The sequence below is a fragment of the Xanthomonas sp. NCPPB 1754 genome, assembly GCF_041475725.2.
GTDB lineage: Bacteria > Pseudomonadota > Gammaproteobacteria > Xanthomonadales > Xanthomonadaceae > Xanthomonas > Xanthomonas euvesicatoria.
Genome location: NZ_CM192982.1, coordinates 3,389,518 through 3,412,013 on the forward strand (window position 1 = coordinate 3,389,518; position 22,496 = coordinate 3,412,013).

Below are 22,496 nucleotides of genomic sequence, written 5' to 3' on the forward strand. Positions count from 1 at the left end.
TTGTTGCCCGAATGGGGCGCTAGCGCCAACGTGGCTGCTAAAATCGCCGCCTTTACCGCCGAGCCACCCCCGCCCGTGACCAGCCAGACGCCTTCCAGCCCCTCGCCCATGACCTACCGCGACGCAGGGGTCGACATCGACGCCGGCAATGCATTGGTCGAACGCATCAAGCCGCTGGTCAAGCGCAGCTTCCGGCCCGAGGTCATGGGCGGCCTGGGTGGCTTCGGCGCGCTGTTCGACCTGTCCGGCAAGTACAAGGAGCCGGTGCTGGTCTCTGGCACCGACGGCGTGGGCACCAAGCTCAAGCTGGCTCAGCAATTGGGACGGCACGACACCATCGGCATCGACCTGGTCGGCATGTGCGTCAACGACGTGCTGGTGCAGGGCGCCGAGCCGCTGTTCTTCCTGGATTACTTCGCCACCGGCAAGCTGGATGTGGACACCGCCGCGGCGGTGGTGGGCGGCATCGCGCGTGGCTGCGAGCTCTCCGGTTGCGCACTGATCGGCGGCGAAACTGCCGAAATGCCCGACATGTACCCGCCGGGCGAATACGACCTGGCCGGTTTCACCGTGGGCGCGGTGGAAAAATCGCAGCTGCTGGATGGCGCGCAGGTGCGCGACGGCGACGTGCTGATCGGCATCGCCTCCTCCGGCCCGCATTCCAACGGCTATTCGCTGATCCGCAAGATCTACGAGCGTGCCGGCGCGCCGGCCGAACATGTGCTGGACGATGGCACCAAGCTGATCGATGCGCTGATGGCGCCGACCGCGCTCTACGTCAAGCCGGTGCTGGCCCTGCTGAAGTCGCACGGTGAAGCGATCCACGCGATGGCGCATATCACCGGTGGTGGCCTGACCGAAAACATCATCCGCGTGATACCCCAAGGCCTGGGTCTGGACATCGACGCCACCGCCTGGACGCTGCCGCCGGTCTTTGCCTGGCTGCAGCGCGAAGGTGCGGTGGCCGATGCCGAAATGTGGCGCACCTTCAACTGCGGCATCGGCTTCGTGCTGATCGCCTCGCCCGAGCAGGCCGCCACGCTGGAGCAGGCACTGGATGCGCAGTCGCTGGCGCACTGGCGCATCGGCCAGGTGGTGCCGGCGCATGGCGACGAGCGCGTGCGGATTGGCTGAGAGAAGACCTGCATGGACGCGTCCCCGATCGCCAGCCCTTCCACTGCCACTGCCGCTGCCAGCGCCGAAGATCTGCAGCAGCTCAAGCTGCTGTCGATCTTCCACTACGTGCTGGCCGGCATCACCGGGTTGTTTTCGTTGTTTCCATTGATCCATCTGTTCATGGGCCTTGCCATCGTGACTGGCCATCTGCCCATGGAGAGCACCAGCCCGGACGCGCCGCCAATGGACCCGCGCTGGTTCGGCTGGTTTTTCGTGGTGTTCGCGGCAGCGTTCATCTGCTGCGGCCTGACGCTGGCAGGGTTCATCGCCTATGCCGGCCGTTGCATCGCCCAGCGCAGGCGGCATCTGTTGTGCCTGATCGTGGCCGGCATCTCCTGCTCGTTCATGCCGTTCGGCACCGTCGTCGGTGTGTTTACGCTGGTGGTGCTGCTGCGTCCGCAGGTGAAGGCTCTGTTCGGTGCCGGCAACGCTGCGGTTTGAGACGTTTGTGAGCCTACTCTCCAATGCCCGCACCTGAGGCCCCATTGCGCCTGGCCGTGCTGGCCTCCGGCCGCGGCAGCAATCTGCAGGCCATTGTCGATGCGATCGCCAGCGGACGCCTGCATGCCGAGGTGGTCGGCGTATTTTCCGATCGCCCGCAGGCGCCGGCCTTGCAGAAAGTCGAGCCGGCGCGTCGCTGGTGCGCCAGCCCGCGCGATTTCGCCGACCGCGCCGCCTTCGATGCCGCGCTGGGCGATGCCATCGCCGCCACGCAGCCGGACTGGGTGATCTGCGCCGGCTATATGCGCATCCTGGGTGAGCCGTTGGTGCGCCGTTTCGCCGGGCGCATGCTCAACATCCACCCCTCGCTGCTACCCAAATACCGCGGCCTGCACACGCACGCGCGCGCGCTGGAAGCCGGCGATGCAGAGCATGGCGCCAGCGTGCATCTGGTGGTGCCGGAGCTAGATGCCGGCGCGGTGATCGCGCAGGCACGCGTGCCGGTCCTGCCCGGAGACAGTGCCGAACAACTGGCCACGCGGGTGCTGGCGCGCGAGCACCCGCTGCTCCTGGCCACGCTGGAGCTGCTTGCCAGTGGCCGCGTCGCGGTGCACGGCGACACCGTACTTATCGACGGTCAGTGCCTGTTTACGCCACTGCGACTAGAGTCCGCAAACACCGCACTCGCCTGAATGCGGAAGACATCCCCCTCATCCCGTCTCGGACATCCTTGCGGCCTCCGTGCCCGCCACCAGCGCATGAACGTCATCCCGATCGCCGCCGCGCTGTTAACTGTCGCCTTGCTGACCGAGGCCGGCCCCGGCCGTGCGCAGCAGGCGCCCGCCGCGCCTGTGCCAGCGGCGCCCGTTCCGGTCACAACTCCAGGCGCCGCGCCGACACCGCCCGCAGCCCTGCCCGCCAGCACCTGGACACCGCCGCCACTGGAACCGTTCGTGGCGACCTACCAGGCGTTCTACCGTGGCAAGGAAGCAGGCGATGCCACCATGCAGGTCAGCCACGGCGAGGGTAGCCAGTGGCGCATCGACATGTCAGTGCGTGGCCGCAAGGGCTTCGCCAGCATCCTGGGCCTGAACCTGGAGCAGAGCACGGTGTTCCGCGTGGACGGCGACACATATGTGCCGCTAAGCCAGAGCACGGTGCGCAAGGCAGTGTTCTTCGGCAAGAAGGTCACCGGCGTCTACAACTGGCAGGCCGGCACAGCGCAGTGGAACGGTGATCTGAAGGAAGATCGCCAGCAGCCGATCCCCTTGCAGCACGGCGACCAAAGCGCGTTGTCGCTGAACCTGTCGCTGATGCGCGACGCGCAACCCGGGCGCAACCTCAGCTATCGCTATGTCGACGTAGGCAAGGTGCGCAAATACGACTACCGCGCAGCCGACGCCACCGAGGTGGTGCAGGTGGGCGATCTGAGCTACGACGCGTTGCGCGTGTACCGCGTCAACGGTGGCGACAACGAAACCATCCTCTGGATCGCCAACGGGGTCCCCACCCCGGTGCGCATCCTCCAACGTGACAAAGGTGAGGATCAGGTCGATCTACGCCTGGTCGAATACCAAGGAGCCTGATCGATGAAAACCCTCCCCCGTCCCAGCGCCATCGTTGCCGCCGCCGCATTGGCCTTGGCCAGTCTGCCTGCCTTGGCCATGCAGCCATTCCAGGCCGACTACTCGGCCAACTATATGGGCATGCAAGCCAATGGCACCATGACCTTGGCCGCTGCCGGCGCCAACCAGTGGCGCTATACGCTGACCATCCAGAACCAGCTGGCCAACCTGACCCAGAGCACGGTGTTCGAAGAAGCAAATGGCCAACTGCGCCCGGTCAGCAGCAACGACACCTCATCGATGATGGTCAAGCGCCGTAATGTCACCGCCAACTACGACTGGAAGACCAGTCAGGCGACCTGGGGCGGCGACATCAAGCCGGACCGCCGCGGGCCGGTGAAACTGCAGCCCGGCGACATGGACGCGCTGCTGATCAACCTGGCCATCACCCGCGATCTGGCCGCCGGCAAACCACTGAACTACCGCATGGTGGACGAAGGCCGCATCAAGCCGATGAGCTATAAGGTGGTCGGCAAGGAAACCATCACCGTCAACGGCAAGCAGGAGCAGGCCACCAAGGTCTCGCGCGTGGACGGCGACAAGGAATTGATCGCGTGGGTGGTCAAGGATCTGCCGGTCCCGGCGCGCCTGCTGCAGAAGGAAAAGGGCCAGGATGCGCTGGACCTGACCATCAAGTCGCTGCGCTGAGCGTTTGTGCCTGATCGAGCGTGCCCAGGAATGCGCTGCGGTGCGCTGCTGGGAGCCACTATTGAGCGAGCAACCCGCCAATAGCCATTCTGAAGCGTGGTGAACCGAGTGCGCGGTGCCCTCACCGCTCGCGGGACACGCCGTGAATCCGTCCGTGGAGGCTCGGTGGCGGCATCCATGCCGCCACACGGTCCCGCAAGCGGCGAGGACACCGCACCAGGCAGTTCGCGGGCTGCTCTGTTGAAAGCGAGAGCAGCAACGGCCGGTTGAAGGCACGGTGAGGACACCGCCTCAAACCTCTTGCGTGCGCCTCGATTGAAGAACCAAGACGCCACGCCAGCGCGCTGAGTGTTGTTTGGTTGAGACTGCGCACCCCGACCATCGTGACTGGTCCTTGCCCGCCTACCGTCGCGGGACCTTATGCGGCATGGATGCCGCATAAGAGCCTACACGGACGTACTTGCGGCGTGTCCCGCGATGGTGGGCGGGCGAGGACCCTGCAGCCAAGCCGCAGCTCAGCCGCTCTTCATGCACCGGTCGGAGCCAGGCCGAGCTGCGACCTCTCAGGGCTTACCCGCGGCCTTGCCATCGCCGGTGCTGAACACCGTGCGGCAGTCCACGCGGATCTGCTCGCCGGTGCTGCGCCAATAGAACAGGTCGCAATGGCGCTTGCCTTCGACAGTCTTCTTTACCGCCACCGCGTAGAACGACTGCGCGATCTCTTCGCGGCTGGCAGTGCCGTCGTTGTTCCAGTCCATGTCCTTGAACTCCACGCCCTGGGTGATGGCCATGCCCACGCTCCAGGCATAGGCCAGCCACGCCAGGATCAGCACGATCACGCCGAGCAGGATCTTGCGCCGGGTGGTGAAACGGCCGCGCAGGATCATGCGGTGCGCTGGATGGTCGCGCCCAGCGCCCCCAGCTTCTCCTCGATGTTTTCGTAGCCACGGTCCAGGTGGTAGATGCGATCGATGGTGGTGTCGCCATCGGCGACCAGGCCTGCCAGGATCAGCGACGCCGATGCGCGCAGGTCGGTCGCCATCACTGGCGCGCCGCTCAGGCGTTCGGAACCGCGCACGATGGCAGTGTGGCCTTCGACCTGGATATCCGCGCCCAGGCGCAGCAGCTCGTTGACGTGCATGAAGCGGTTTTCGAAGATGGTTTCGTTGATCACGCCCACCCCATCGGCCACGCAGTTGAGCGCCATGAATTGCGCCTGCATGTCGGTGGGAAACGCCGGGTACGGCGCAGTGGTCAGGCTGACTGCGCGCGGACGCTTGCCCTGCATGTCCAGCGTGATGCTGTCGGCGGTGGTGGTGATGGTGGCGCCGGCCTCGGTCAGCTTGTCCAGCACTGCATCCAGCGTTTCCGGGCGCGCGCGGCGCACGGTGACGCTGCCGCCGGTCATCGCCGCGGCGACCAGGAAGGTGCCGGTTTCGATGCGGTCCGGCAGCACCGCATGGTGCCCGCCGCCCAGCCGCTCGACGCCCTGCACCACGATGCGCGGCGTGCCGGCGCCTTCAATCTGCGCACCGAGTGCGATCAGACAGTCGGCCAGGTCGGTGACTTCCGGCTCCATCGCCGCGTTTTCCAGCACCGTGGTGCCTTCGGCGAGCACCGCGGCCATCAGCACGTTCTCGGTGCCGGTGACGCTGACCATATCGAACACATAGCGCGCGCCCTTCAGGCGCCCGTGGCTGGTGGCCTTGATGTAGCCATTTTCCACGCTGATGTCGGCACCCAGTGCCTGCAGGCCCTTGATGTGCTGGTCCACCGGGCGCGAACCGATCGCGCAACCGCCGGGCAGCGACACTTCGGCAGTGCCGTAGCGCGCCAGCAGCGGGCCCAACACCAGGATCGAGGCACGCATGGTCTTGACCAGCTCGTACGGCGCAACCTGATGGGTGACCGAGCGCGGGTCGACCAGGATCGAACGGCCCTTGGCCAGCGTGCCTTCGTCGATGGTGACCTCCGCGCCAAGCTCGCTGAGCAGCTTCACCGTGGTGATCACGTCGTGCAGGTGCGGCACGTTGCTGATTTCCACCGGCGCGTCGGCCAGCAGGGTCGCGCACAGGATCGGCAGCACTGCGTTCTTGGCGCCGGAAATATTGACTTCGCCATGCAGCGCTTGGCCGCCGGTCACTACGATTTTTGCCATGGGAATCTGAGAAATCCGAAAGTAGAAGGGATGTCGGGAATGAAATAAGGCGCGTATCGATCGTGGCGCACGCGGCGCGCGGTGGAACCGGGGGATCGAGCCGCGCCGGATATGGCCCGGGACGCGCTGGACGCAATCATTGCGTGGGCGTGGACGACGCCGGCCGAGGCGATGCAGGTGCATCCTGCTTCCCGCCCCCGTGCTGCGCACCGCTCCGGCCCAGCCCGCTCGGCGGCTGCGTTCAGCCTTCTTCGGGCGTCAGCGTCTTCAGCTGCAGCGCGTGGATCGCCCCGCCCATCAGCTCGCCCAGGGTCGCATAGACCATGCGGTGCCGCGCCAGTGGTGGCTTGCCGACGAATGCAGGGCTGACCACGGTGGCCTCGAAGTGCACGCCGTCGTCGCCGTGCACGTCGACGCGGGCTTCGGGCAAGCCGGATTCGATGAGTTTACGGATGGTTTCGGCGTCCAAAGGGCGTTTCCTCATAAAATGAGCGCACATTCTACTCTTCACCCGAGTCCTGCATGGCTGTCTCGCCCCTGCCCTCCGCCACCGTCAGCGACGCCAGCCTGGTCGCCAGCGGCCAGCGCGTGCTGCAGATCGAGCGCGAGGCGCTGGCCAGCGTGGGCGCACGCATCGGCAGCGAGTTCGCCGCGGCCTGCCGGCTGGTGCTGGCCTCGCGCGGACGGGTGGTCGCCACCGGCATGGGCAAGTCCGGCCATGTGGCGCGCAAGATCGCCGCCACCCTCGCCTCGACCGGCACGCCGGCATTCTTCGTGCACCCGGGCGAAGCCGGACACGGCGACCTGGGCATGATCACCGAGGCCGACATCGTGCTGGCGCTGTCGTACTCCGGCGAATCAGACGAAGTGCGCATGCTGCTGCCGGTGCTCAAGCGCCAGGGCAACCCGATCATCGCCATGACCGGCCGCACCGGTTCCACCCTGGCCCAGGCCGCCGACGTGCATCTGGACGTCAGCGTGTCGGCCGAAGCCTGCCCGCTGCATCTGGCCCCCACCTCCAGCACCACCGCCTCGTTGGCGATGGGCGATGCGCTGGCAGTCGCGCTGCTGGATGCGCGCGGCTTCACCGCCGACGACTTCGCGCGCTCGCATCCTGCCGGCAGCCTGGGACGGCGCCTGCTGCTGCACATCACCGATGTGATGCACGCCGGCGAGGACCTGCCGCGTGTGCGCGAAGACGCCAGCCTGAGCGAGGCGTTGATGGAAATGAGCCGCAAGCGGCTGGGCATGACTGCCGTGGTGGACGCCGACGACCGTCTGATCGGCCTGTTCACCGACGGCGACCTGCGCCGCGCGCTGGACAGCGACATCGACGTGCGCAGCGCCGGCATCGCGCAGGTGATGACGCGCAACCCGCGCACCATCGGCGCCGACCAGCTGGCCGCCGAGGCCGCGCGGCTGATGGAGGACTACAAGATCAACGGCCTGATCGTGGTCGATGCGCAGCACCGCGCGGTGGGCGCATTGAACATTCACGACCTGTTGCGCGCCAAGGTGGTTTAACAGGTTCAGTTTTCAACCGCCGGACCCCGTTCTCACCGATTCGTGCCGATGCCCTATTCCCCTTTGCAGCACCTTCCCGCCGAGCTGATCGAGCGCGCCGCGCGCGTCCGCCTGGCCTGTTTCGACGTCGACGGCACCCTGACCGACGGTCGCCTGTACTACGACCATGCCGGCAACGAGAGCAAAGCCTTCAACGTGCTCGACGGCCAGGGTCTGAAGCAGCTCGACCACGCCGGCATCCAGGTCGCGCTGATCACCGCGCGCGCCAGCCTGTCGGCGGAAAAGCGCGGCCAGGATCTGGGCCTGCATGTGCAGATTGGGGTGAAGAACAAGCGCCTGGCAGTGCTGGCGCTGTGCCAGGAGCACGGCCTGTCGCTGGACCAGGTGCTGTTCATGGGCGATGACCTGCCCGACCTGCCCGCCCTGCTCGCGGTCGGCCTGCCGGTGGCGCCGGCCAACGCGCATCCATGGATTGCCGAGCGCGTGCAGTGGCAGACCCGCGCCCGTGGCGGCGAAGGCGCCGCGCGCGAAGTCTGCGATGTGGTGCTGGCCGCACAAGGCCAGGTCGAACGCATCATCGAAGAGTTTTCGGCATGAATTGGAACTGGCGCACCACCCTGGGCGTGGTGCTGTTCGTCGCAGCCGTGATTTCCGGCTGGTCGGCCTGGAAACAGCGCGCGCGCCCAGCCGCCGCGGCCGTGCAGGAGTCCGGCGCCGACTACATCCTGCGCGACTTCGAGCTGATTGCCCTGGACAAGCAGAGCGGCAAGGAGTCGATGACGCTGCGCGCGCCGGAGATGCATCGCAACCGGGCCGACCAGACCGCTGACATCACCACGCCGGTGTTCCTGATGCCCGACAACGCCAATCTGCCGTGGACCCTGCGCGCCAAGACCGGCTGGGTCAATCCGGACGGCACCCAGCTGCGCCTGCGCGGCGATGTCGAGGGCGACAGCCCGACTGGCGGCGCCACGCCGCCCACCACGTTCCGCACCCAAAGCCTGGACGTGTTCCCGCAACAGAATATCGCCAAGACCGACGCGCCAGTGACCATGACCCGCCCGGGTATCATGCAGAGCGGCGTCGGCTTCGAAGCCGACCTCAAATCACGCCAGTACAAGCTCCTCTCTCAGGTCAAGACCCGCTATGAACCGAATGCTGCCCGCTAAACTGGCGTTTGCCGCACTGCTGCTGCCTGCGTTGGCAATGGCCAAGACCAGCGATCGCAACCAGCCGATGGCGATCGACTCCAATGCCAACGATTGCAACATGCTCGACGACAGCGGCAAGTGCCGTTTCAGCGGCAATGTGGTGATCACGCAGGGTACGCTGGAAATCCACGCCGACACCGCCGATATCTTCCAGAAGAACGGCCAGACCGATCGCGTGGTGCTCAACGGCAAGCAGGCCACGCTCAAGCAGGAGATGGACGACGGCGCCATGATGCACGGCCAGGCCGACAACATCGAATACAAGGTCGCCGATGAGATCATCATCCTGACCGGCAATTACAAGGTGGATTCGCCCAAGGGCACCAACGCCGGCCAGCGCATGGTCTACAACACCAAGACCGGCAACATGCAGAGCGGCGGCGATGGCAGCCGCGTGCGCACCATCATCCAGCCGAAGACCCCGGCGCCTGCCGCGGCAACGCCCGCTCCGACACCGGCCGCCAAGCCCGCTGCCAAGCCGCAGGGGAAGAAGTAATGCTGGTCGCCACCGGTCTGCGCAAGAAGTACAAGCAACGCGAAGTGGTCAAGGAGTTCGGCCTCACGCTGGAGGCCGGCGAGGTGGTGGGCCTGCTCGGCCCCAACGGCGCCGGCAAGACCACCTGCTTCTACATGATCGTGGGCCTGGTCGAAGCCGATGCCGGCCGTATCGAATTGGATGGCCGCGACCTCACTGCCGAGCCGATGTACGCACGCGCCAAGCTGGGCGTCGGCTACCTGCCGCAGGAGCCCTCGATCTTCCGCAAGCTCACCGTGGCCGACAACATCCGCCTGGTGCTGGAGCTGCGCGAGGAACTGGACAACGCCGGCCGTGAGAAGGAACTGGTCTCGCTGCTGGAAGAACTGCAGATCACCCATGTGGCCGATCAGCTCGGCGCCAGCCTCTCCGGCGGCGAGCGGCGCCGTTGCGAGATCGCACGCGCGCTGGCGGCCAAGCCGCGCATGATGCTGCTGGACGAACCCTTCGCCGGCGTGGACCCGATTTCGGTCGGCGAGATCCAGCGCATCATCATCCACCTCAAGGAGCGCGGCATCGGTGTCCTGATCACCGACCACAACGTGCGCGAAACCTTGGGAATCTGCGACCGCGCGTATATCCTCGCCGAGGGAGGCGTGCTGGCGCAGGGGGCACCAGACACGTTGCTAGCCAATCCCGACGTCCGTCGCGTGTATCTGGGGGAAACTTTCCGCCTTTGAGCGCGTCGCCGCGCCAACGCTTTTTCCAGTCAGTGCCCGCATGAAAGCCCGGCTCCAGACATCGCTAGGACAGCAGTTGGTCATGACGCCGCAATTGCGTCAGGCGATCAAGCTATTGCAGATGTCCACCACCGAGCTGGAAGTGGAAATCGCCGAGGCAGTGGAAACCAATCCGCTGCTGGAATGGGCCGACGAAGCTGCGCATGCGGCCAACGACATCGCGGTGGAATCCTCGCCGTCCGCGTCCACCGAACAGCCCCAGCGCGAAGAAGTCGCGCCTGCCGAGCGCGACGAGGATTGGTCGCAGGACGAACTGCAGTGGACCGGCTCGGGCAGCGGCGGCAGCTTTGACGACGACGAGTCCGGCGACGCGGCAGAGCGCGTGGCCGAATCCGAAACACTGGCCGACCACCTCTTGTGGCAGCTGCATCTGTCGCCGCTGTCGCCGCGCGACCGCCAGATCGGCGCGATGCTGATCGACGCGCTCGACGAAGACGGCTACCTGCGCGAACCGCTGTCGGCCATTCTCGAGACCCTGGCGCTGGGCGCCGCGGTCGACGAGGCCGACGTGCTCACCGTCCTGCATCAGATCCAGCGCTTCGACCCGGTGGGCGTGGGCGCGCGCGCGCTGGGCGAATGCCTGGCGCTGCAGCTGGGGGTGCTCGATGCGGACACCCCCGGCCGCGAGCTGGCGCTGCAGATCGTTGCCGGCCCGCTGGAACGGCTGCCGCGCAGCGGTGTGGCCGGGCTGGCGCACGAGCTCAAGCGTTCCACTGCCGACGTGGAACAGGCGGTGCAGCTGGTGCGTTCGCTGGACCCGCGCCCGGGCAAACAGATCGGCGACCTGTCGCAGGACACCTATGTCGTGCCGGACTGCGTGATCTGGCGCCAGCGCGGGGTCTGGCGGGCCGCACTGGCCGGCCGCGCGCAGCCCAAGGTCACCATCCACCGCGGCTACGAAAACCTGATCCGCAGCTGCGGCGAATCCGATGCCGGCTATCTGCGCGGCCAGTTGCAGGAGGCGCGCTGGCTGCTCAAGAGCCTGGAGGCGCGCGGCGAGACCCTGTTGCGGGTGGTGCGCTGCCTGCTGGAACACCAGGCCGGGTTCCTGGAGTTCGGTCCGCAGGCCTTGCGCCCGTTGACGCTGCGCGAGATCGCAGGCGAGCTCGGCCTGCACGAATCCACCATTTCCCGTGCGATCGCCCGCAAGTACGTGCGCACCCCGCGCGGCACCATCGCGCTGCGCGCGTTCTTCGCCTCCGGCATCGACACCGACAGCGGCGGCGAGGCCTCCAGCACCGCCATCCAGGCCATGATCCGGCGCCTGATCGATGCGGAAAACCCGCGCAAACCGCTCTCCGACGCCAAGCTGGCCGATCTGCTGAAAACATCCGGCGTACCAGTGGCGCGGCGCACCGTTGCGAAGTATCGTGAGGCCATGAACATTTCCGCCTCCCACGAACGCGTGCGCATCGCCTGACGTTGCAACCACCGCAACGCCGGCATGCGCCGGGCTTGTCGGATCACCGGAACGGTTCATTGGCCCACCGACCAATGGAGGTATCCGATGCGTATCGAGACGTATGGCCACCAGCTTGAAGTGACCCCCGCCCTGAGGGAGTACGTGGCAAGCAAGCTGCAGCGACTGCAGCGCCATTTCGACCAGCACTGCGAAGTCCGAACGCAGCTGGCCGTCCGCAAGCCGGACCACCACGTGGTCGCCACCGTCAACCTGCCCGGTCGCACCCTGCACGCAGATGCCAGCGGCTCCACCATGTATGCGGCCATCGACCTGCTGGTCGACAAGCTCGACCGCCTGGTCCTCAAGCACAAAGAGAAGAAATGTAACCACCACGCCCGCGAGGTGCGCGACAATCCCGCATGACGCTTCCCGCTTGATGCCCTCATGCCCTTAACCGATCTGATGGCGGCCGTGCGCACCGTGGTGTCGCCGGCCGCCGATCGCGACACCGTCCTGCATGCCGCCGCCGACCTGCTCTCCTGTCGTCAGGCCGGCGCCGACGAGCTCTACGCCAACCTGTGCGAGCGCGAGGCCCTGGGCAGTACCGCCATCGGCCATGGCATCGCCATTCCGCATGGGCGCTGCCCCAACCTCACCGGGCCACGCGGGGCCTTGCTGCGGCTGGACACGCCGGTGTCCTTCGGTGGGGACGAGCCGGTGGACCTGGTCTTCGCCATGGCCGTGCCGGCGCACTACACCCACCAGCACCTGATGCTGCTGTCCGAGCTGGCCGAACGGTTTTCCGATGCCGACTTCCGTCGGAACTTGCGCGCCGCACCCAACGCCGATGCCCTGATGGCGCTGCTCGCCGACGTGCCGCCCGCGCAGGCGAGCGCGGCATGAATACCAGCATCACCGCACGCGAACTGTTCGACCAGCAGCGCGACAAGCTGGCCCTGCGCTGGGTCGCCGGCCCCAAGGGCGAGCACCGCGAGATCCAGGCCGGCAGCAACAACGCGCGGCGCCCGTCGCTGGCTGGGTACCTCAATGTGATCTATCCCAACAAGGTGCAGATCCTGGGCACCGAGGAACTGGCCTGGCTGGACTCGCTGGATGCGCGGCAGCGCTGGGAAACCATCGAAAAGATCATCCAGGTGCAACCGCTGGCGCTGGCGATCAGCAAGAACCAGTCATGCCCGGAAGATCTGCGTGCGGCGGCGGACGAATCCAATACGCCGCTGTGGATCTCGTCCAAGCGCGGCCACGAGCTGCTCAACCATCTCTCCTACCATCTGGCACGCACGCTGGCGCCGCGGGTCACGTTGCATGGCGTGTTCATGGAGATCTACTCGATCGGCGTGCTGATCACCGGCGAAGCCGGCTCGGGCAAGAGCGAACTGGCGCTGGAACTGCTCAGCCGCGGCCACCGATTGGTGGCCGACGATGCGCCCGAGTTCACCCAGATCGCGCCCGATGTGCTCGACGGCACCTGCCCCGAACTGCTCCAGGATTTGCTGGAAGTACGCGGCCTGGGCGTCTTGAACGTGCGCGACATGTTCGGCGACACCGCGGTGAAGAAAAACAAGTACCTGCGCCTGATCGTGCACCTGACCCGGCCGATGACCGAGCCCACGCCGTCCGGCTACGAGCGTCTGACCGGCGATTCGGGCAGCCGCCATGTGCTGGACCTGGACGTGCCGCTGATCACCCTGCCGGTGATGCCCGGCCGCAATCTGGCCGTGCTGACCGAAGCAGCGACCCGGCTGCACATCCTGCGCACCAAAGGCATCGACCCGGCAGCGATGTTCATCGCCCGCCACAGCAACCTGCTGGAGCGACGTACGCCATGAGTGTTGCGCCCTCCACGCTGATGATCGTGAGCGGGCTGTCCGGCTCGGGCAAATCGGTCGCGCTGAAGACCTTCGAAGACCTGGATTACTACTGCTCGGACAATCTGCCGGTCGAGCTGCTGCCGGACTTCGTCAAAAGCCGCCTGCGTGGCAACCCGATCGGCGACCAGCGCCTGGCGGTGGGCATCGATGTGCGCAGCCGCAGCGACCTGACCCAGCTGGCGCAGTGGCGCCAGGCCGCGCAGGAGTACGGCATCGAGGCGCGGCTGCTGTTTTTCGAGGCCAGCGACGAGGCGTTGATCAAGCGGTATGCCGATACCCGCCGCCGCCACCCGCTCAGCCATCTCGGCCTGGCATTGCCGGAAGCGATCACCCGCGAGCGCCAGTTGACCGAACCGTTGCGTACGCAGGCCGATGCCGTCATCGACACCAGTACGCTCAACGTGCATCAATTGCGCCGCCGCGTGGTCACCGAGTTCGCGCTTGGTTCCCATGACCGGCTGTCGCTGCTGTTCGAATCGTTTGCCTACAAGCGCGGCGTGCCGGCCGAAGCCGACTTCGTGTTCGACGCGCGCGTGCTGCCCAATCCGCACTGGGATCCGGAGCTGCGCCCACTCACCGGCCGCGATGCCGGCGTGCGCGACTACCTGGACAACGAGGCGGACGTGCAGCGCTACAGCGCGCAGATCGTGGACCTGCTCGATACCTGGCTGCCGCGACTGCGCAACGACACCCGCAGCTACGTGACCATCGCCTTCGGTTGCACGGGCGGCAAACACCGCTCGGTCTACATGGCCGAGCGCATGGCCCGCCATGCGCGCGAACAAGGCTGGCCGGAAGTGGCGACGTTTCATCGCGAGCAGGACTGAAGGGCTGGGATTGGGGAATCGGGATTGGGGAATCGTCAAAGCGGTGTCATGCGGCTTGGAATGTGCGAACGGTCGATGACAGCTGTGCTTTGAAGCTTGGCCTTGCGGGTTGGCCTCGGCATCGAGTCCCTGCCCCGCGCTTGCTGTCGAGGGTTTGATCTTGGTGGCTCATTTTGAGCTGCAGGCCGCCTTTGTCACTGCTGCTTGCTTAGTTTTGCTGCGGGCGCAGATTGTTCGGCCTGGCGCAGGCATTGGGTCTGCGGGAAAAACTTTTGATCGGTGCATTCGTCTGCGCGTTCTGATCGGGGACTGCCTGGCAAGCGCGCGCTGCAGCGTTCGCTTGTGATGCGGTTCGCATTGGCAGACTGCGGGCGTCGCGATCATTGCCATGCGGGCAGCGGCGCGCTTGCTGCATGCAGTGCACGCGACACGCCGCAGCGGTCCTAAACGGCTATTCAGTTCGCAACACATCTGTGCAGGCAGACGCTATCGCGCAGTCATGCCGACCTGTTAACGTTTCGGCATGGCCTGTGGCATTCTCCTCATTACTCATCCCGGCATCGGCGCAGCGTTGTTGAACGTGGCGACGGGGCTGTTGCGGCAATTGCCGTTGAAGACCGAAGCATTCGACGTGCCGTTCGATGCAGACCTGGACGCATTGCTGCCCCAGGCGTCGTCGGCGATGCGCCGGGTCGACAGCGGCGACGGCGTGCTGGTCATGACCGACCTGTACGGCGCCAGCCCCAGCAATCTGGCCAACCGTCTGGCCAAGCTGGGCACCCCGGTTCGCCGGGTGTCCGCACTGAGCCTGCCGATGCTGCTGCGCGTGATGAACTACCCCGAACAAGGATTGCAGGAACTGCCCGCCACTGCGGCGGCCGGTACCCGCAACGGAGCGATCATCGACGATGCTTGAACGCGAACTCATAGTTTCCAACCGACTCGGACTGCATGCGCGGGCCACCGCCAAGCTGGTGCAGACGCTGTCGTCGTATCGCAGCAACGCCACCCTGGCGGCCAAGGGGCGCGAGGTGAATGCCAAGAGCATCATGGGCGTGATGCTGCTGGCCGCAGGCCAGGGCACCAGCGTGGTGGTGCGGCTGGATGGCGAAGACGAAGCCGAGGCCTTGCAGGCGCTGGTGGACCTGTTCGAGCGTCGTTTCGACGAGGACAGTTGAGCATGTGCGGCGTCGGTGCCGTTGCGACCGACACGGCGCCGCTGCGCCAGGGCCGCGCATGAGCCTGCGCCTGCGCGGACATGGCGCTGCACGCGGCAACGCGCTTGGCCGCGCACGCGTGCGCCAGAGCCATACCCTGGAAGTGGCCGAACAACGCGTGCCCGCCAATCAGGTGGAAACGCAGCTGCAGCGCCTGCATGCCGCCATCGCGTCGGCACGGGTCGAGATGCAGCAGCTGCGCGACCGCCTGCACGGCGCACTGGCGCGCGAAGTCGGCGAATTTCTCGAGCTGCATGCATTGCTGCTCGATGACCCCGAGCTGCTGCAAGGCCTGGATGAACTGATCCGCACCCACCGTTACAGCGCCGACTATGCCTTGCGCGTACAGCGCGACCGCCTGGCGGCGGTGTTCGACGGGATGGAGGATGCGTATCTCAAGAGCCGCATGGACGATCTGGATCACGTGATCGGCCGCATCCATGCGTTCTTGCACAAGCGCGCTCCCGACCTCAAGGGTGTGGCCGGCGAAATCCTGGTGTGCGACAACGTGGCACCTTCCGAGCTGGCGCAGCTGCAGGCGCAAGGCGTGGTCGGCATCGTCACCACCGCCGGCAGCACGCTGTCGCACAGCGCGATCCTGGCGCGCAGCCTGCACCTGCCGTTGGTGGTGGGCGTCAGCGACGCGCTGCAGCGCATCGAAGATGGCGATGTGCTGATTGTCGATGCCGGCTCGGGCCAGGTCATCGTCGACCCCAAGCCCGAACATCTGCGCGACTATCGCGAGCGCCTGCGTGCGCTTGCCAAGGAACAGCGCGAGCTGGGCCGGCTACGCTCCAAGCCCACGCGTACGCGCGACAACGTCGATATCACTCTGCTGGCCAACGCCGAATCGCTGGAAGACGTGGCCAACGCGCATGCGCTCGGGGCCAGCGGCCTGGGCTTGTACCGCACCGAATTCCTGTTCCTGCAGCGCAACGAACTGCCGGACGAAGACGAACAGTTCCACACCTACCGCGACACCGTGCTGGGCATGAGCGGCCGACCGGTCACCATCCGCACCCTGGATCTTGGCGCCGACAAGGCCGACCGCACCGGCCTGACACTCAGCGATGAGGACAACCCGGCGCTGGGTCTGCGGGGCGTGCGCCTGTCGCTGGCGCGGCCGGCGGTGGCGCAGGCGCAATTGCGCGCGATCCTGCGTGCGTCCGGCTACGGGCCGGTGCGCATCCTGGTGCCGATGGTCAGCGGCCGCGAAGAAATCCTGCAGCTGCGCAAGCAGTTGAAGAAGCTCACCGCACAGCTGCGCGCCGAAGGCCACGAGATCGCCGAGCACATCCCGCTGGGTGCGATGATCGAAGTGCCGGCTGCGGCATTGGCGCTGGACTGCTTCATCGACGATATCGATTTCCTGTCCATCGGCACCAACGACCTGGTGCAATACCTGCTGGCGGTGGATCGCAACAACGAGGCATTGGGCGAGCTGTACTCGCCCCTGCATCCGGCCGTCCTTCGGCTGATCGCGCAGGTCATCGCCACCGGGCGCACCTACGGCAAGCCGGTCGCGGTGTGCGGTGAAATCGCCGGCGATCCGCGTTTCGTACCGATGCTGCTGGCATTGGGGCTCACCGAGTTCAGCCTGCATCCGGCCACGTTGCTGGAAGTGCGCCGCGCGGTGCGCGACACCCATCTGGGCGAGTTGCGCGTGCATGGCGAAAAATTGCTGCGCGCCCGCGATCGCAAGGGCATCGAAAAATGGCTGGCTGGCCATGCGCAGGGGCTGCTGCGGTAATTGCGGCACGCAGCGCCCGGCCGCGCGGCCGATGCTTGAAGACCTGGGTTTCCTTCAGCACGGCGTTCGACACGCTCGCAGTCCTGAGGCAGGCCCAGACGGTGGCGCGAATCGGCATGTACCGCTTGGGCAGTGCGATTGCTGCGCGCACCAGTCACGCCCGCTCGCACCGCGTTGATCGCCTCCTTGTCGAAAAGCGCCGAAGATGCCGCCTGCATCGTCAATCGCATCCCGCTCCATGCACCTTGAGCAGCTCGCGCGGCTTGGCTGCGTCCACCGCGCACGCCCTGCGCAAGCGCGCCGCAGCGGCCCTGTATGTTTCGTCACCATGCGCAAGCGATAATGCCTTGCTGACCCAGCACCGCGTCCTTTACTGATGGCGCGTCCACTCTTCCGGGAAGCCGCGCATGGCCGAAGCCGTTCGCCACGACAAAACCGCGCGCCAGCTACGCCTGCTGTCCGACGCGCTGGATAGCGGACGCCTGGGGCCGGTACGCCGGTTGGTCAATACGCTGGCGCCGGCGGAAATCGGCAACCTGCTCGAATCGCTGCCACCGGGCAAGCGCGAAGTGGTGTGGGGGCTGGTGGATCCGGAAGACGATGGCGAGGTGCTGCTGCATGTCGGCGACGAAGTGCGCGAAAGCCTGCTGGCCGACATGGACCCGGACGAGATCGTGGCGGCGGTCGAAGACCTGGACATCGACGATCTGGCCAACCTGGTCGAAGACCTGCCCGACACCGTCATCGATGAAGTGCTCAAGTCGATGGACCGCGAAAACCGCGAGCGGCTCGAGCAGGTGCTGTCGTATCCGGAAGACACCGCCGGGCGTCTGATGAACCCGGACGTGGTCACCGTGCGCGCCGACGTCAATGTGGACGTGGTGCTGCGCTATCTGCGCCTGCGCGGCGAACTGCCCGACCACACCGATCATCTGTACGTGGTGAGCCGGCGCCACCAATACCTGGGCCGCGTGCCGCTGGCGGCGCTGGTCACCCACGAAGACAGCACGCCGGTCAACCGGCTGATCGACGACGAGCAACCGGCCATCGATGTCGGCGACGGTTCGGACGAAGTGGCGCGGCGCTTCTCCGACCACGACTGGATCTCCGCGCCGGTGGTGGACGACAACAACATCCTGCTGGGCCGCATCACCATCGACGACGTGGTCGACATCATCCGCGAGCAGGCCGAGCACCAGGCCATGAGCGCGGCCGGTCTGGACGAAGACGAAGACATGTTCAGCCCGGCACGGCGCGCATTCCGGCGCCGCCTGATCTGGCTGAGCATCAATCTGTGCACCGCGTTTCTGGCGTCCAGCGTGGTCAGCAGGTTCGAGGGCACCATCGAGAAACTGGTGGCGCTTGCGGCGCTGATGCCGATCGTTGCCGGCATGGGCGGCAATGCCGGCACCCAGGTGCTGGCCCTGATGGTGCGCGGCCTGGCGCTGGGCCAGATCGGCTCGTCCAACGTGATGACCTTGCTCAAGAAAGAGCTCACCGTCGCGCTGATCAACGGGCTGTGCCTGGGCATCGGGCTTGGCTTGATCGTGCTGGCCTGGTTCCGGCAACCGATGCTATCGCTGGTGATCGGCACTGCATTGACGGTGAACATGCTCACTGCCGCCTTCGGCGGAGTGCTGGTGCCGGTGACGCTGAAACGGTTGGGCTTCGATCCGGCGTTGGCCGGTGGCGTGATCCTGACCACCTTGACCGACGTGATGGGCTTTTTGAGCTTCCTGGGCCTGGCCACGTTGATCCTGCTGCCCTGACCTGCGGTGTCTGGCCTGGAGCGTGTCATGCACGCGATGACGACAAGCAGATGAATATTCGACAGGAATCGCCTCGCCTCGACACGCCAGCGCACCGGCATGCGGTAATACTGCACCCATGTGATCGGTCGGGAGAGCTGCGTGATTCGTCGTTGTCTTGTTGTCATTGCCTTTGCGCTACTGCTGGCCGGCTGTTCCAGCATGGCTGAGCGCCGCCACGACGAACGCCGCGGCCACTTCGTCACCCGTACGCTGAAACTGGAAGGGCGCCTGTACCGCTATCAAGTGTTCGTGCCCGCGTCCAAGGTGCCGCAGCCGCGGCCCATCGTGCTGTTCCTGCATGGCTCGGGCGAGCGCGGCGATAACGGGCGCGATCAGGCCGAAGTCGGCCTGGGCCCTTACTTGAGCGAACACACTGCCGATTTCCCCGCGCTTGTCGTATTGCCGCAAGTGCCCAATGACGAAGAGTGGATGGGCGTCAATGCGCGCATGGCAATCGCGGCGCTGGATGCGGCCAGCGCCGAGTTCGCTGCCGACCCGCAGCGCACCTACCTCACCGGCATTTCGATGGGCGGCTATGGCGCCTGGGAAATCGGGCTGATGCAGCCGCAACGGTTTGCGGCGATCGTGCCGATCTGCGGTGCACTCAAGGCACCGCGCGATGAGCGCCGCACCTTGTACGTGAGCCTGGTGGCGAAGGAAGCGGACCCGTACACCGCGGCAGTGACGCAACTCAAGCACGTGCCGATCTGGATGTTCCATGGCGCCAAGGACGATTCGGTGCCGCCGCACGACGACCGCGCGCTGTACCGCGCCGCCAAGGGCGTCGGGGCCAATGTGCGCTACAGCGAATATCCGCAAGGCAACCACAACGCCTGGGACGCAACCTATGCGGACCCGGCGATGTGGGAATGGATGTTCAAGCAGCGCCTGCGCTGATGTTGTGCAGCGCCACGCCGGCCCTGCGCCGGCATGGCGGCATGACATGGCCGGTGCGCCTCAGTGGTGATACCCGGTGTCAGCGGTGATCTTGCCGCGGAATACGCGGTACGACCATACCGTATAGCCCAGGATCAGCGGCAGCAGCATGACCAGTCCCACCATCGCGAACAGTTGCGAAGACGGCGGCGCGGCAGCCTGCCAGATGGTGTAGACCGGCGGCACCAGATACGGCCACATGCCCAGCACCAGACCCAAGAAGCCCAGCACGAACAGGCCCATCGCCAGCAGGAATGGCAGCGCATCCGAGCGCGCGGCCTCGCTCGCACGCCATAGCGCCCCTCCCACGATGGCGACCAGCAGCGGCACCGGCATCAGCCACAGATAGTGCGTGCCACTGAACCAGCGCTCCATCACATGCGACTGCAGCGACGGCAACCAGGCGCTGACCAGGCCGATGAAGATCAACACGCTGATGGTCAACGGTCGGCTCAACTGCCGCGCCAACTGCTGCACGTGGCCTTCTGTCTTGAGAATCAGCCAGGTACTGCCGAGCAGCGCATAGCCGAACACCAAGGCGGCGCCCGTCAGCATCGCGAACGGGCTGAACCAGCCCCAGATGCCGCCGACATAGCGGTCGTTCTCGATCGGCAGGCCCTGCACCAGCGCGCCAAGGATCACGCCCTGCGCGAAGGTGGCCAGGATCGAACCGGCAGCAAACGCATTACTCCACAAGCGCCGCGAGCGATGCGCCTTGAAACGGAATTCGAATGCAACGCCGCGGAACACCAAGGCCATCACCATCAACAGCACCGGCAGATACAGCGCCGACAAGATCACCGCATACGCCTTGGGAAATGCGGCCAGCAGCCCTGCCCCGCCGAGCACCAGCCAGGTTTCGTTGCCGTCCCAGATCGGCGCGGCGGTGTTCATCATCAGATCCAGCTGCGCTTCGTCCTTGCGGAACGGCGCCAGGATGCCGATGCCGAGCACGAAGCCGTCCAGCACCACGTACATCAGCACCCCGAAGCCGATCACCGCAAACCACGCCACCGGCAATACGCTGTTCATCTCCATCATGCAGCTCCGTCGATCGGTGCATCCGCTGCCGACAGCGGGCGTGCGGGCGTGTGTTCGCCATGGTCCAGATGCGGCGCGTCGGCATGTGGGGTGGGGCCTTGCTTGCCGATCTTGACCAGGTACCAGATGCCCCAGCCGAACACGAACGCGTAGCCGGCCACATACACCGCCAGCGAGATGGCGGTCATCAGCGCAGACTGCGGGCCCACCGCATCGGCGGTGCGCAACAAGCCGTAGACCACATAGGGCTGCCGGCCGATTTCGGTGACGAACCAGCCGGAAATCAGCGCGATGAAGCCGCTCGGCAACATCCAGCGCCAGACCGCCAGCAACCAGCGCCATTGCACCAGCTTGCCGCGCCATAACGCGAACGCAGACACCCAGGCCACCAGCAGCATCAATGAGCCGATCCCCACCATGATGCGGAAGGCGAAGAACACCGGCGTCACCGGCGGGCGCTCGCTTGCCGGCACCGACGTCAGTGGCGCGATGCTGCCATCCGGGCGGTGGGTCAGAATCAGGCTGCCCAGGCGCGGAATCGCCACCTCATAGTCGTTACGCTCAGCCTGTGCGTTGGGTAACGCAAACACCACCAGCGGGAATCCCTCGCCCGGCTGTTCGGCATGCCAGTGCGCTTCCATCGCGGCGATCTTCATCGGCTGATGCTTGAGCGTGTTCAAGCCATGCATGTCGCCGACGACGATCTGCAGCGGTACGGCGATCGCGGCAAACACCACGGCCAGCTTCAGCATGCGCAGCCCTGCCTGGCGATGTACGCCACGATGCAGATACCACGCGCCCACTGCACCCACCACGAAGCAGGTGGTGATGAACGAGCCAAGCGCCATGTGCGCAAGCCGGTACGGGAACGAGGGATTGAAGATGATCTGCAACCAGTCCACCGGATGCACGATGCCGCCGATGACCTCGTAGCCGGCCGGGGTCTGCAACCAGCTATTGGACGAAAGAATCCAGAACGTGGAAAACAGCGTGCCCAGCGCCACCATGCAGGTGGCCAGGAAATGCAGGCGCTCGGAAATTCGACCCCAGCCGAACATCATCACGCCCAGGAAACTGGCTTCCAGAAAGAACGCGGTGAGCACTTCATAGCTCAGCAGTGGCCCGATCACGCCACCGGCCACGCGGCTCAATTCCGGCCAGTTGGCCCCGAACTGGAAGGCCATCACGATGCCGCTGACCACGCCCATGCCGAAGGACACGGCAAAGATCTTCTGCCAGAAAAAATACAGCTCGCGCCAGACCGGCAGACGCGTGCGCAACCAGCGCCATTCCAGAAACGCCAGCAGGCTGGAAAGCCCGATGGTGAATGCCGGAAACAACACGTGGAACGCAATGACGAATCCGAACTGGATCCGCGATAACAGCAGTGCGTCCATGGAGAACCCTCCAGGAAAAAAGTGATCGTCGGCGTGCAGGTCGCAGCGCGATCGCCGGAATGCATTGCATCGGGCGATCGCGCGCGCGCTGCTGCGCTACGCGATCATGATAGGGACGGTCGCGCCCGTTCCCGATGCGACACGGCGTCGCATCTGCGACAAATT

Annotated in this window: 25 protein-coding genes; 20 read left to right on the forward strand and 5 right to left on the reverse strand. The window is 65.9% G+C overall.

Annotated features, from left to right (window positions below):
• The 5 genes from purM to ACCQ15_RS14865 all read left to right on the forward strand — a co-directional run bounded on the left by purM (position 1) and on the right by ACCQ15_RS14865 (position 3,890).
• Entirely contained in the window at positions 1 to 1,134 is a 1,134-nt protein-coding gene (gene purM / locus ACCQ15_RS14845; protein WP_372170673.1) for a phosphoribosylformylglycinamidine cyclo-ligase, read from the forward strand.
• A 12-nt stretch (positions 1,135 to 1,146) separates the two neighbouring features.
• Positions 1,147 to 1,617 (forward strand): hypothetical protein, encoded by a 471-nt coding sequence (locus ACCQ15_RS14850; protein ID WP_011348139.1) that lies wholly within the window; start codon positions 1,147 to 1,149, stop codon positions 1,615 to 1,617.
• 23 nt (positions 1,618 to 1,640) lie between these two features.
• A complete protein-coding gene (gene purN / locus ACCQ15_RS14855) occupies positions 1,641 to 2,309 on the forward strand; it encodes a phosphoribosylglycinamide formyltransferase (RefSeq protein ID WP_011348140.1) in 669 nt (222 codons plus the stop codon).
• 66 nt (positions 2,310 to 2,375) lie between these two features.
• Positions 2,376 to 3,203 (forward strand): DUF3108 domain-containing protein, encoded by an 828-nt coding sequence (locus ACCQ15_RS14860; RefSeq protein ID WP_008572646.1) that lies wholly within the window; start codon positions 2,376 to 2,378, stop codon positions 3,201 to 3,203.
• A 3-nt stretch (positions 3,204 to 3,206) separates the two neighbouring features.
• A complete protein-coding gene (locus ACCQ15_RS14865; RefSeq protein ID WP_008572650.1) occupies positions 3,207 to 3,890 on the forward strand; it encodes a DUF3108 domain-containing protein in 684 nt (227 codons plus the stop codon).
• A 563-nt stretch (positions 3,891 to 4,453) separates the two neighbouring features.
• Here the strand turns inward: ACCQ15_RS14865 and ACCQ15_RS14870 are convergent.
• From ACCQ15_RS14870 to ACCQ15_RS14880, 3 genes are all read right to left on the reverse strand, one after another.
• Positions 4,454 to 4,777 (reverse strand): hypothetical protein, encoded by a 324-nt coding sequence (locus ACCQ15_RS14870; protein WP_031423605.1) that lies wholly within the window; start codon positions 4,775 to 4,777, stop codon positions 4,454 to 4,456.
• Complete coding sequence (gene murA / locus ACCQ15_RS14875; protein ID WP_127167403.1) at positions 4,774 to 6,048, reverse strand: UDP-N-acetylglucosamine 1-carboxyvinyltransferase; 1,275 nt, start codon at positions 6,046 to 6,048, stop codon at positions 4,774 to 4,776. Before murA ends, ACCQ15_RS14870 begins: the two co-directional genes overlap by 4 nt.
• 241 nt (positions 6,049 to 6,289) lie before the next feature.
• On the reverse strand, positions 6,290 to 6,517 hold the full coding sequence (locus ACCQ15_RS14880; protein ID WP_014090695.1) for a BolA family protein: 228 nt from the start codon (positions 6,515 to 6,517) through the stop codon (positions 6,290 to 6,292).
• Positions 6,518 to 6,570: 53 nt separating this feature from the next.
• On the opposite strand from ACCQ15_RS14880, the gene ACCQ15_RS14885 reads away from it, so the two are divergent.
• The 15 genes from ACCQ15_RS14885 to ACCQ15_RS14955 all read left to right on the forward strand — a co-directional run bounded on the left by ACCQ15_RS14885 (position 6,571) and on the right by ACCQ15_RS14955 (position 19,854).
• Positions 6,571 to 7,572 (forward strand): KpsF/GutQ family sugar-phosphate isomerase, encoded by a 1,002-nt coding sequence (locus tag ACCQ15_RS14885; RefSeq protein WP_008572656.1) that lies wholly within the window; start codon positions 6,571 to 6,573, stop codon positions 7,570 to 7,572.
• Positions 7,573 to 7,620: 48 nt separating this feature from the next.
• Complete coding sequence (locus ACCQ15_RS14890) at positions 7,621 to 8,169, forward strand: KdsC family phosphatase (protein ID WP_372380726.1); 549 nt, start codon at positions 7,621 to 7,623, stop codon at positions 8,167 to 8,169.
• Positions 8,166 to 8,741, forward strand: coding sequence for an LPS export ABC transporter periplasmic protein LptC (gene lptC / locus ACCQ15_RS14895; RefSeq protein ID WP_008572662.1), 576 nt, complete (start codon positions 8,166 to 8,168; stop codon positions 8,739 to 8,741). Before ACCQ15_RS14890 ends, lptC begins: the two co-directional genes overlap by 4 nt.
• The gene (gene lptA, locus ACCQ15_RS14900; protein WP_083348053.1) at positions 8,719 to 9,279 is read left to right on the forward strand and encodes a lipopolysaccharide transport periplasmic protein LptA; all 561 of its coding nucleotides are present in this window, start codon (positions 8,719 to 8,721) and stop codon (positions 9,277 to 9,279) included. Before lptC ends, lptA begins: the two co-directional genes overlap by 23 nt.
• The gene (lptB, locus tag ACCQ15_RS14905) at positions 9,279 to 9,998 is read left to right on the forward strand and encodes an LPS export ABC transporter ATP-binding protein (protein ID WP_008572666.1); all 720 of its coding nucleotides are present in this window, start codon (positions 9,279 to 9,281) and stop codon (positions 9,996 to 9,998) included. Before lptA ends, lptB begins: the two co-directional genes overlap by 1 nt.
• Positions 9,999 to 10,038: 40 nt before the next feature.
• A complete protein-coding gene (locus ACCQ15_RS14910) occupies positions 10,039 to 11,478 on the forward strand; it encodes an RNA polymerase factor sigma-54 (RefSeq protein ID WP_496561798.1) in 1,440 nt (479 codons plus the stop codon).
• An 87-nt stretch (positions 11,479 to 11,565) separates the two neighbouring features.
• A complete protein-coding gene (hpf, locus tag ACCQ15_RS14915) occupies positions 11,566 to 11,883 on the forward strand; it encodes a ribosome hibernation-promoting factor, HPF/YfiA family (protein ID WP_005913379.1) in 318 nt (105 codons plus the stop codon).
• Between the two features lie 21 nt (positions 11,884 to 11,904).
• Positions 11,905 to 12,363 carry a PTS sugar transporter subunit IIA gene (locus ACCQ15_RS14920; RefSeq protein ID WP_372380728.1) on the forward strand — a complete coding sequence of 153 codons (459 nt, stop codon included), beginning with the start codon at positions 11,905 to 11,907 and terminating at the stop codon, positions 12,361 to 12,363.
• On the forward strand, positions 12,360 to 13,310 hold the full coding sequence (hprK, locus tag ACCQ15_RS14925; protein ID WP_003487845.1) for an HPr(Ser) kinase/phosphatase: 951 nt from the start codon (positions 12,360 to 12,362) through the stop codon (positions 13,308 to 13,310). The genes ACCQ15_RS14920 and hprK overlap by 4 nt, the downstream gene beginning before the upstream one ends.
• Positions 13,307 to 14,179 (forward strand): RNase adapter RapZ, encoded by an 873-nt coding sequence (rapZ, locus tag ACCQ15_RS14930; RefSeq protein ID WP_008572674.1) that lies wholly within the window; start codon positions 13,307 to 13,309, stop codon positions 14,177 to 14,179. The genes hprK and rapZ overlap by 4 nt, the downstream gene beginning before the upstream one ends.
• Positions 14,180 to 14,702: 523 nt before the next feature.
• A complete protein-coding gene (locus ACCQ15_RS14935; RefSeq protein ID WP_003487850.1) occupies positions 14,703 to 15,095 on the forward strand; it encodes a PTS sugar transporter subunit IIA in 393 nt (130 codons plus the stop codon).
• A complete protein-coding gene (locus tag ACCQ15_RS14940; RefSeq protein ID WP_005913389.1) occupies positions 15,088 to 15,357 on the forward strand; it encodes an HPr family phosphocarrier protein in 270 nt (89 codons plus the stop codon). Before ACCQ15_RS14935 ends, ACCQ15_RS14940 begins: the two co-directional genes overlap by 8 nt.
• Positions 15,358 to 15,415: 58 nt before the next feature.
• Positions 15,416 to 17,146 (forward strand): phosphoenolpyruvate--protein phosphotransferase, encoded by a 1,731-nt coding sequence (ptsP, locus tag ACCQ15_RS14945; protein WP_014090700.1) that lies wholly within the window; start codon positions 15,416 to 15,418, stop codon positions 17,144 to 17,146.
• 407 nt (positions 17,147 to 17,553) lie between these two features.
• Complete coding sequence (gene mgtE / locus ACCQ15_RS14950) at positions 17,554 to 18,915, forward strand: magnesium transporter (RefSeq protein ID WP_003487859.1); 1,362 nt, start codon at positions 17,554 to 17,556, stop codon at positions 18,913 to 18,915.
• A gap of 201 nt (positions 18,916 to 19,116) precedes the next feature.
• Positions 19,117 to 19,854: a carboxylesterase family protein gene (locus tag ACCQ15_RS14955; RefSeq protein WP_228729624.1), complete on the forward strand. Its 738-nt coding sequence runs from the start codon at positions 19,117 to 19,119 to the stop codon at positions 19,852 to 19,854.
• Between the two features lie 60 nt (positions 19,855 to 19,914).
• Here the strand turns inward: ACCQ15_RS14955 and cydB are convergent, their stop codons facing one another.
• Together cydB and ACCQ15_RS14965 are read right to left on the reverse strand one after the other, a co-directional pair.
• On the reverse strand, positions 19,915 to 20,931 hold the full coding sequence (gene cydB, locus ACCQ15_RS14960) for a cytochrome d ubiquinol oxidase subunit II (RefSeq protein ID WP_031423616.1): 1,017 nt from the start codon (positions 20,929 to 20,931) through the stop codon (positions 19,915 to 19,917).
• Positions 20,931 to 22,331, reverse strand: coding sequence for a cytochrome ubiquinol oxidase subunit I (locus ACCQ15_RS14965; RefSeq protein WP_011348156.1), 1,401 nt, complete (start codon positions 22,329 to 22,331; stop codon positions 20,931 to 20,933). Before ACCQ15_RS14965 ends, cydB begins: the two co-directional genes overlap by 1 nt.
• Between the last annotated feature and the right edge of the window lie 165 nt (positions 22,332 to 22,496).

Coding starts and splice junctions, on each gene's coding strand:
- ACCQ15_RS14870 (WP_031423605.1), bottom strand. CDS start 4,777: ATGATCCTGCGCGGCCGTTTCACCACCCGGCGCAAGATCCTGCTCGGC.
- ACCQ15_RS14935 (WP_003487850.1), top strand. CDS start 14,703: ATGGCCTGTGGCATTCTCCTCATTACTCATCCCGGCATCGGCGCAGCG.
- purN (WP_011348140.1), top strand. CDS start 1,641: ATGCCCGCACCTGAGGCCCCATTGCGCCTGGCCGTGCTGGCCTCCGGC.
- ACCQ15_RS14860 (WP_008572646.1), top strand. CDS start 2,376: ATGAACGTCATCCCGATCGCCGCCGCGCTGTTAACTGTCGCCTTGCTG.
- mgtE (WP_003487859.1), top strand. CDS start 17,554: ATGGCCGAAGCCGTTCGCCACGACAAAACCGCGCGCCAGCTACGCCTG.
- ACCQ15_RS14955 (WP_228729624.1), top strand. CDS start 19,117: ATGGCTGAGCGCCGCCACGACGAACGCCGCGGCCACTTCGTCACCCGT.
- lptC (WP_008572662.1), top strand. CDS start 8,166: ATGAATTGGAACTGGCGCACCACCCTGGGCGTGGTGCTGTTCGTCGCA.
- lptA (WP_083348053.1), top strand. CDS start 8,719: ATGAACCGAATGCTGCCCGCTAAACTGGCGTTTGCCGCACTGCTGCTG.
- ACCQ15_RS14940 (WP_005913389.1), top strand. CDS start 15,088: ATGCTTGAACGCGAACTCATAGTTTCCAACCGACTCGGACTGCATGCG.
- rapZ (WP_008572674.1), top strand. CDS start 13,307: ATGAGTGTTGCGCCCTCCACGCTGATGATCGTGAGCGGGCTGTCCGGC.
- hpf (WP_005913379.1), top strand. CDS start 11,566: ATGCGTATCGAGACGTATGGCCACCAGCTTGAAGTGACCCCCGCCCTG.
- ACCQ15_RS14920 (WP_372380728.1), top strand. CDS start 11,905: ATGCCCTTAACCGATCTGATGGCGGCCGTGCGCACCGTGGTGTCGCCG.
- ACCQ15_RS14865 (WP_008572650.1), top strand. CDS start 3,207: ATGAAAACCCTCCCCCGTCCCAGCGCCATCGTTGCCGCCGCCGCATTG.
- murA (WP_127167403.1), bottom strand. CDS start 6,048: ATGGCAAAAATCGTAGTGACCGGCGGCCAAGCGCTGCATGGCGAAGTC.
- hprK (WP_003487845.1), top strand. CDS start 12,360: ATGAATACCAGCATCACCGCACGCGAACTGTTCGACCAGCAGCGCGAC.
- cydB (WP_031423616.1), bottom strand. CDS start 20,931: ATGGAGATGAACAGCGTATTGCCGGTGGCGTGGTTTGCGGTGATCGGC.
- ptsP (WP_014090700.1), top strand. CDS start 15,416: ATGAGCCTGCGCCTGCGCGGACATGGCGCTGCACGCGGCAACGCGCTT.
- ACCQ15_RS14885 (WP_008572656.1), top strand. CDS start 6,571: ATGGCTGTCTCGCCCCTGCCCTCCGCCACCGTCAGCGACGCCAGCCTG.
- ACCQ15_RS14850 (WP_011348139.1), top strand. CDS start 1,147: ATGGACGCGTCCCCGATCGCCAGCCCTTCCACTGCCACTGCCGCTGCC.
- ACCQ15_RS14890 (WP_372380726.1), top strand. CDS start 7,621: ATGCCCTATTCCCCTTTGCAGCACCTTCCCGCCGAGCTGATCGAGCGC.
- ACCQ15_RS14910 (WP_496561798.1), top strand. CDS start 10,039: ATGAAAGCCCGGCTCCAGACATCGCTAGGACAGCAGTTGGTCATGACG.
- ACCQ15_RS14965 (WP_011348156.1), bottom strand. CDS start 22,331: ATGGACGCACTGCTGTTATCGCGGATCCAGTTCGGATTCGTCATTGCG.
- lptB (WP_008572666.1), top strand. CDS start 9,279: ATGCTGGTCGCCACCGGTCTGCGCAAGAAGTACAAGCAACGCGAAGTG.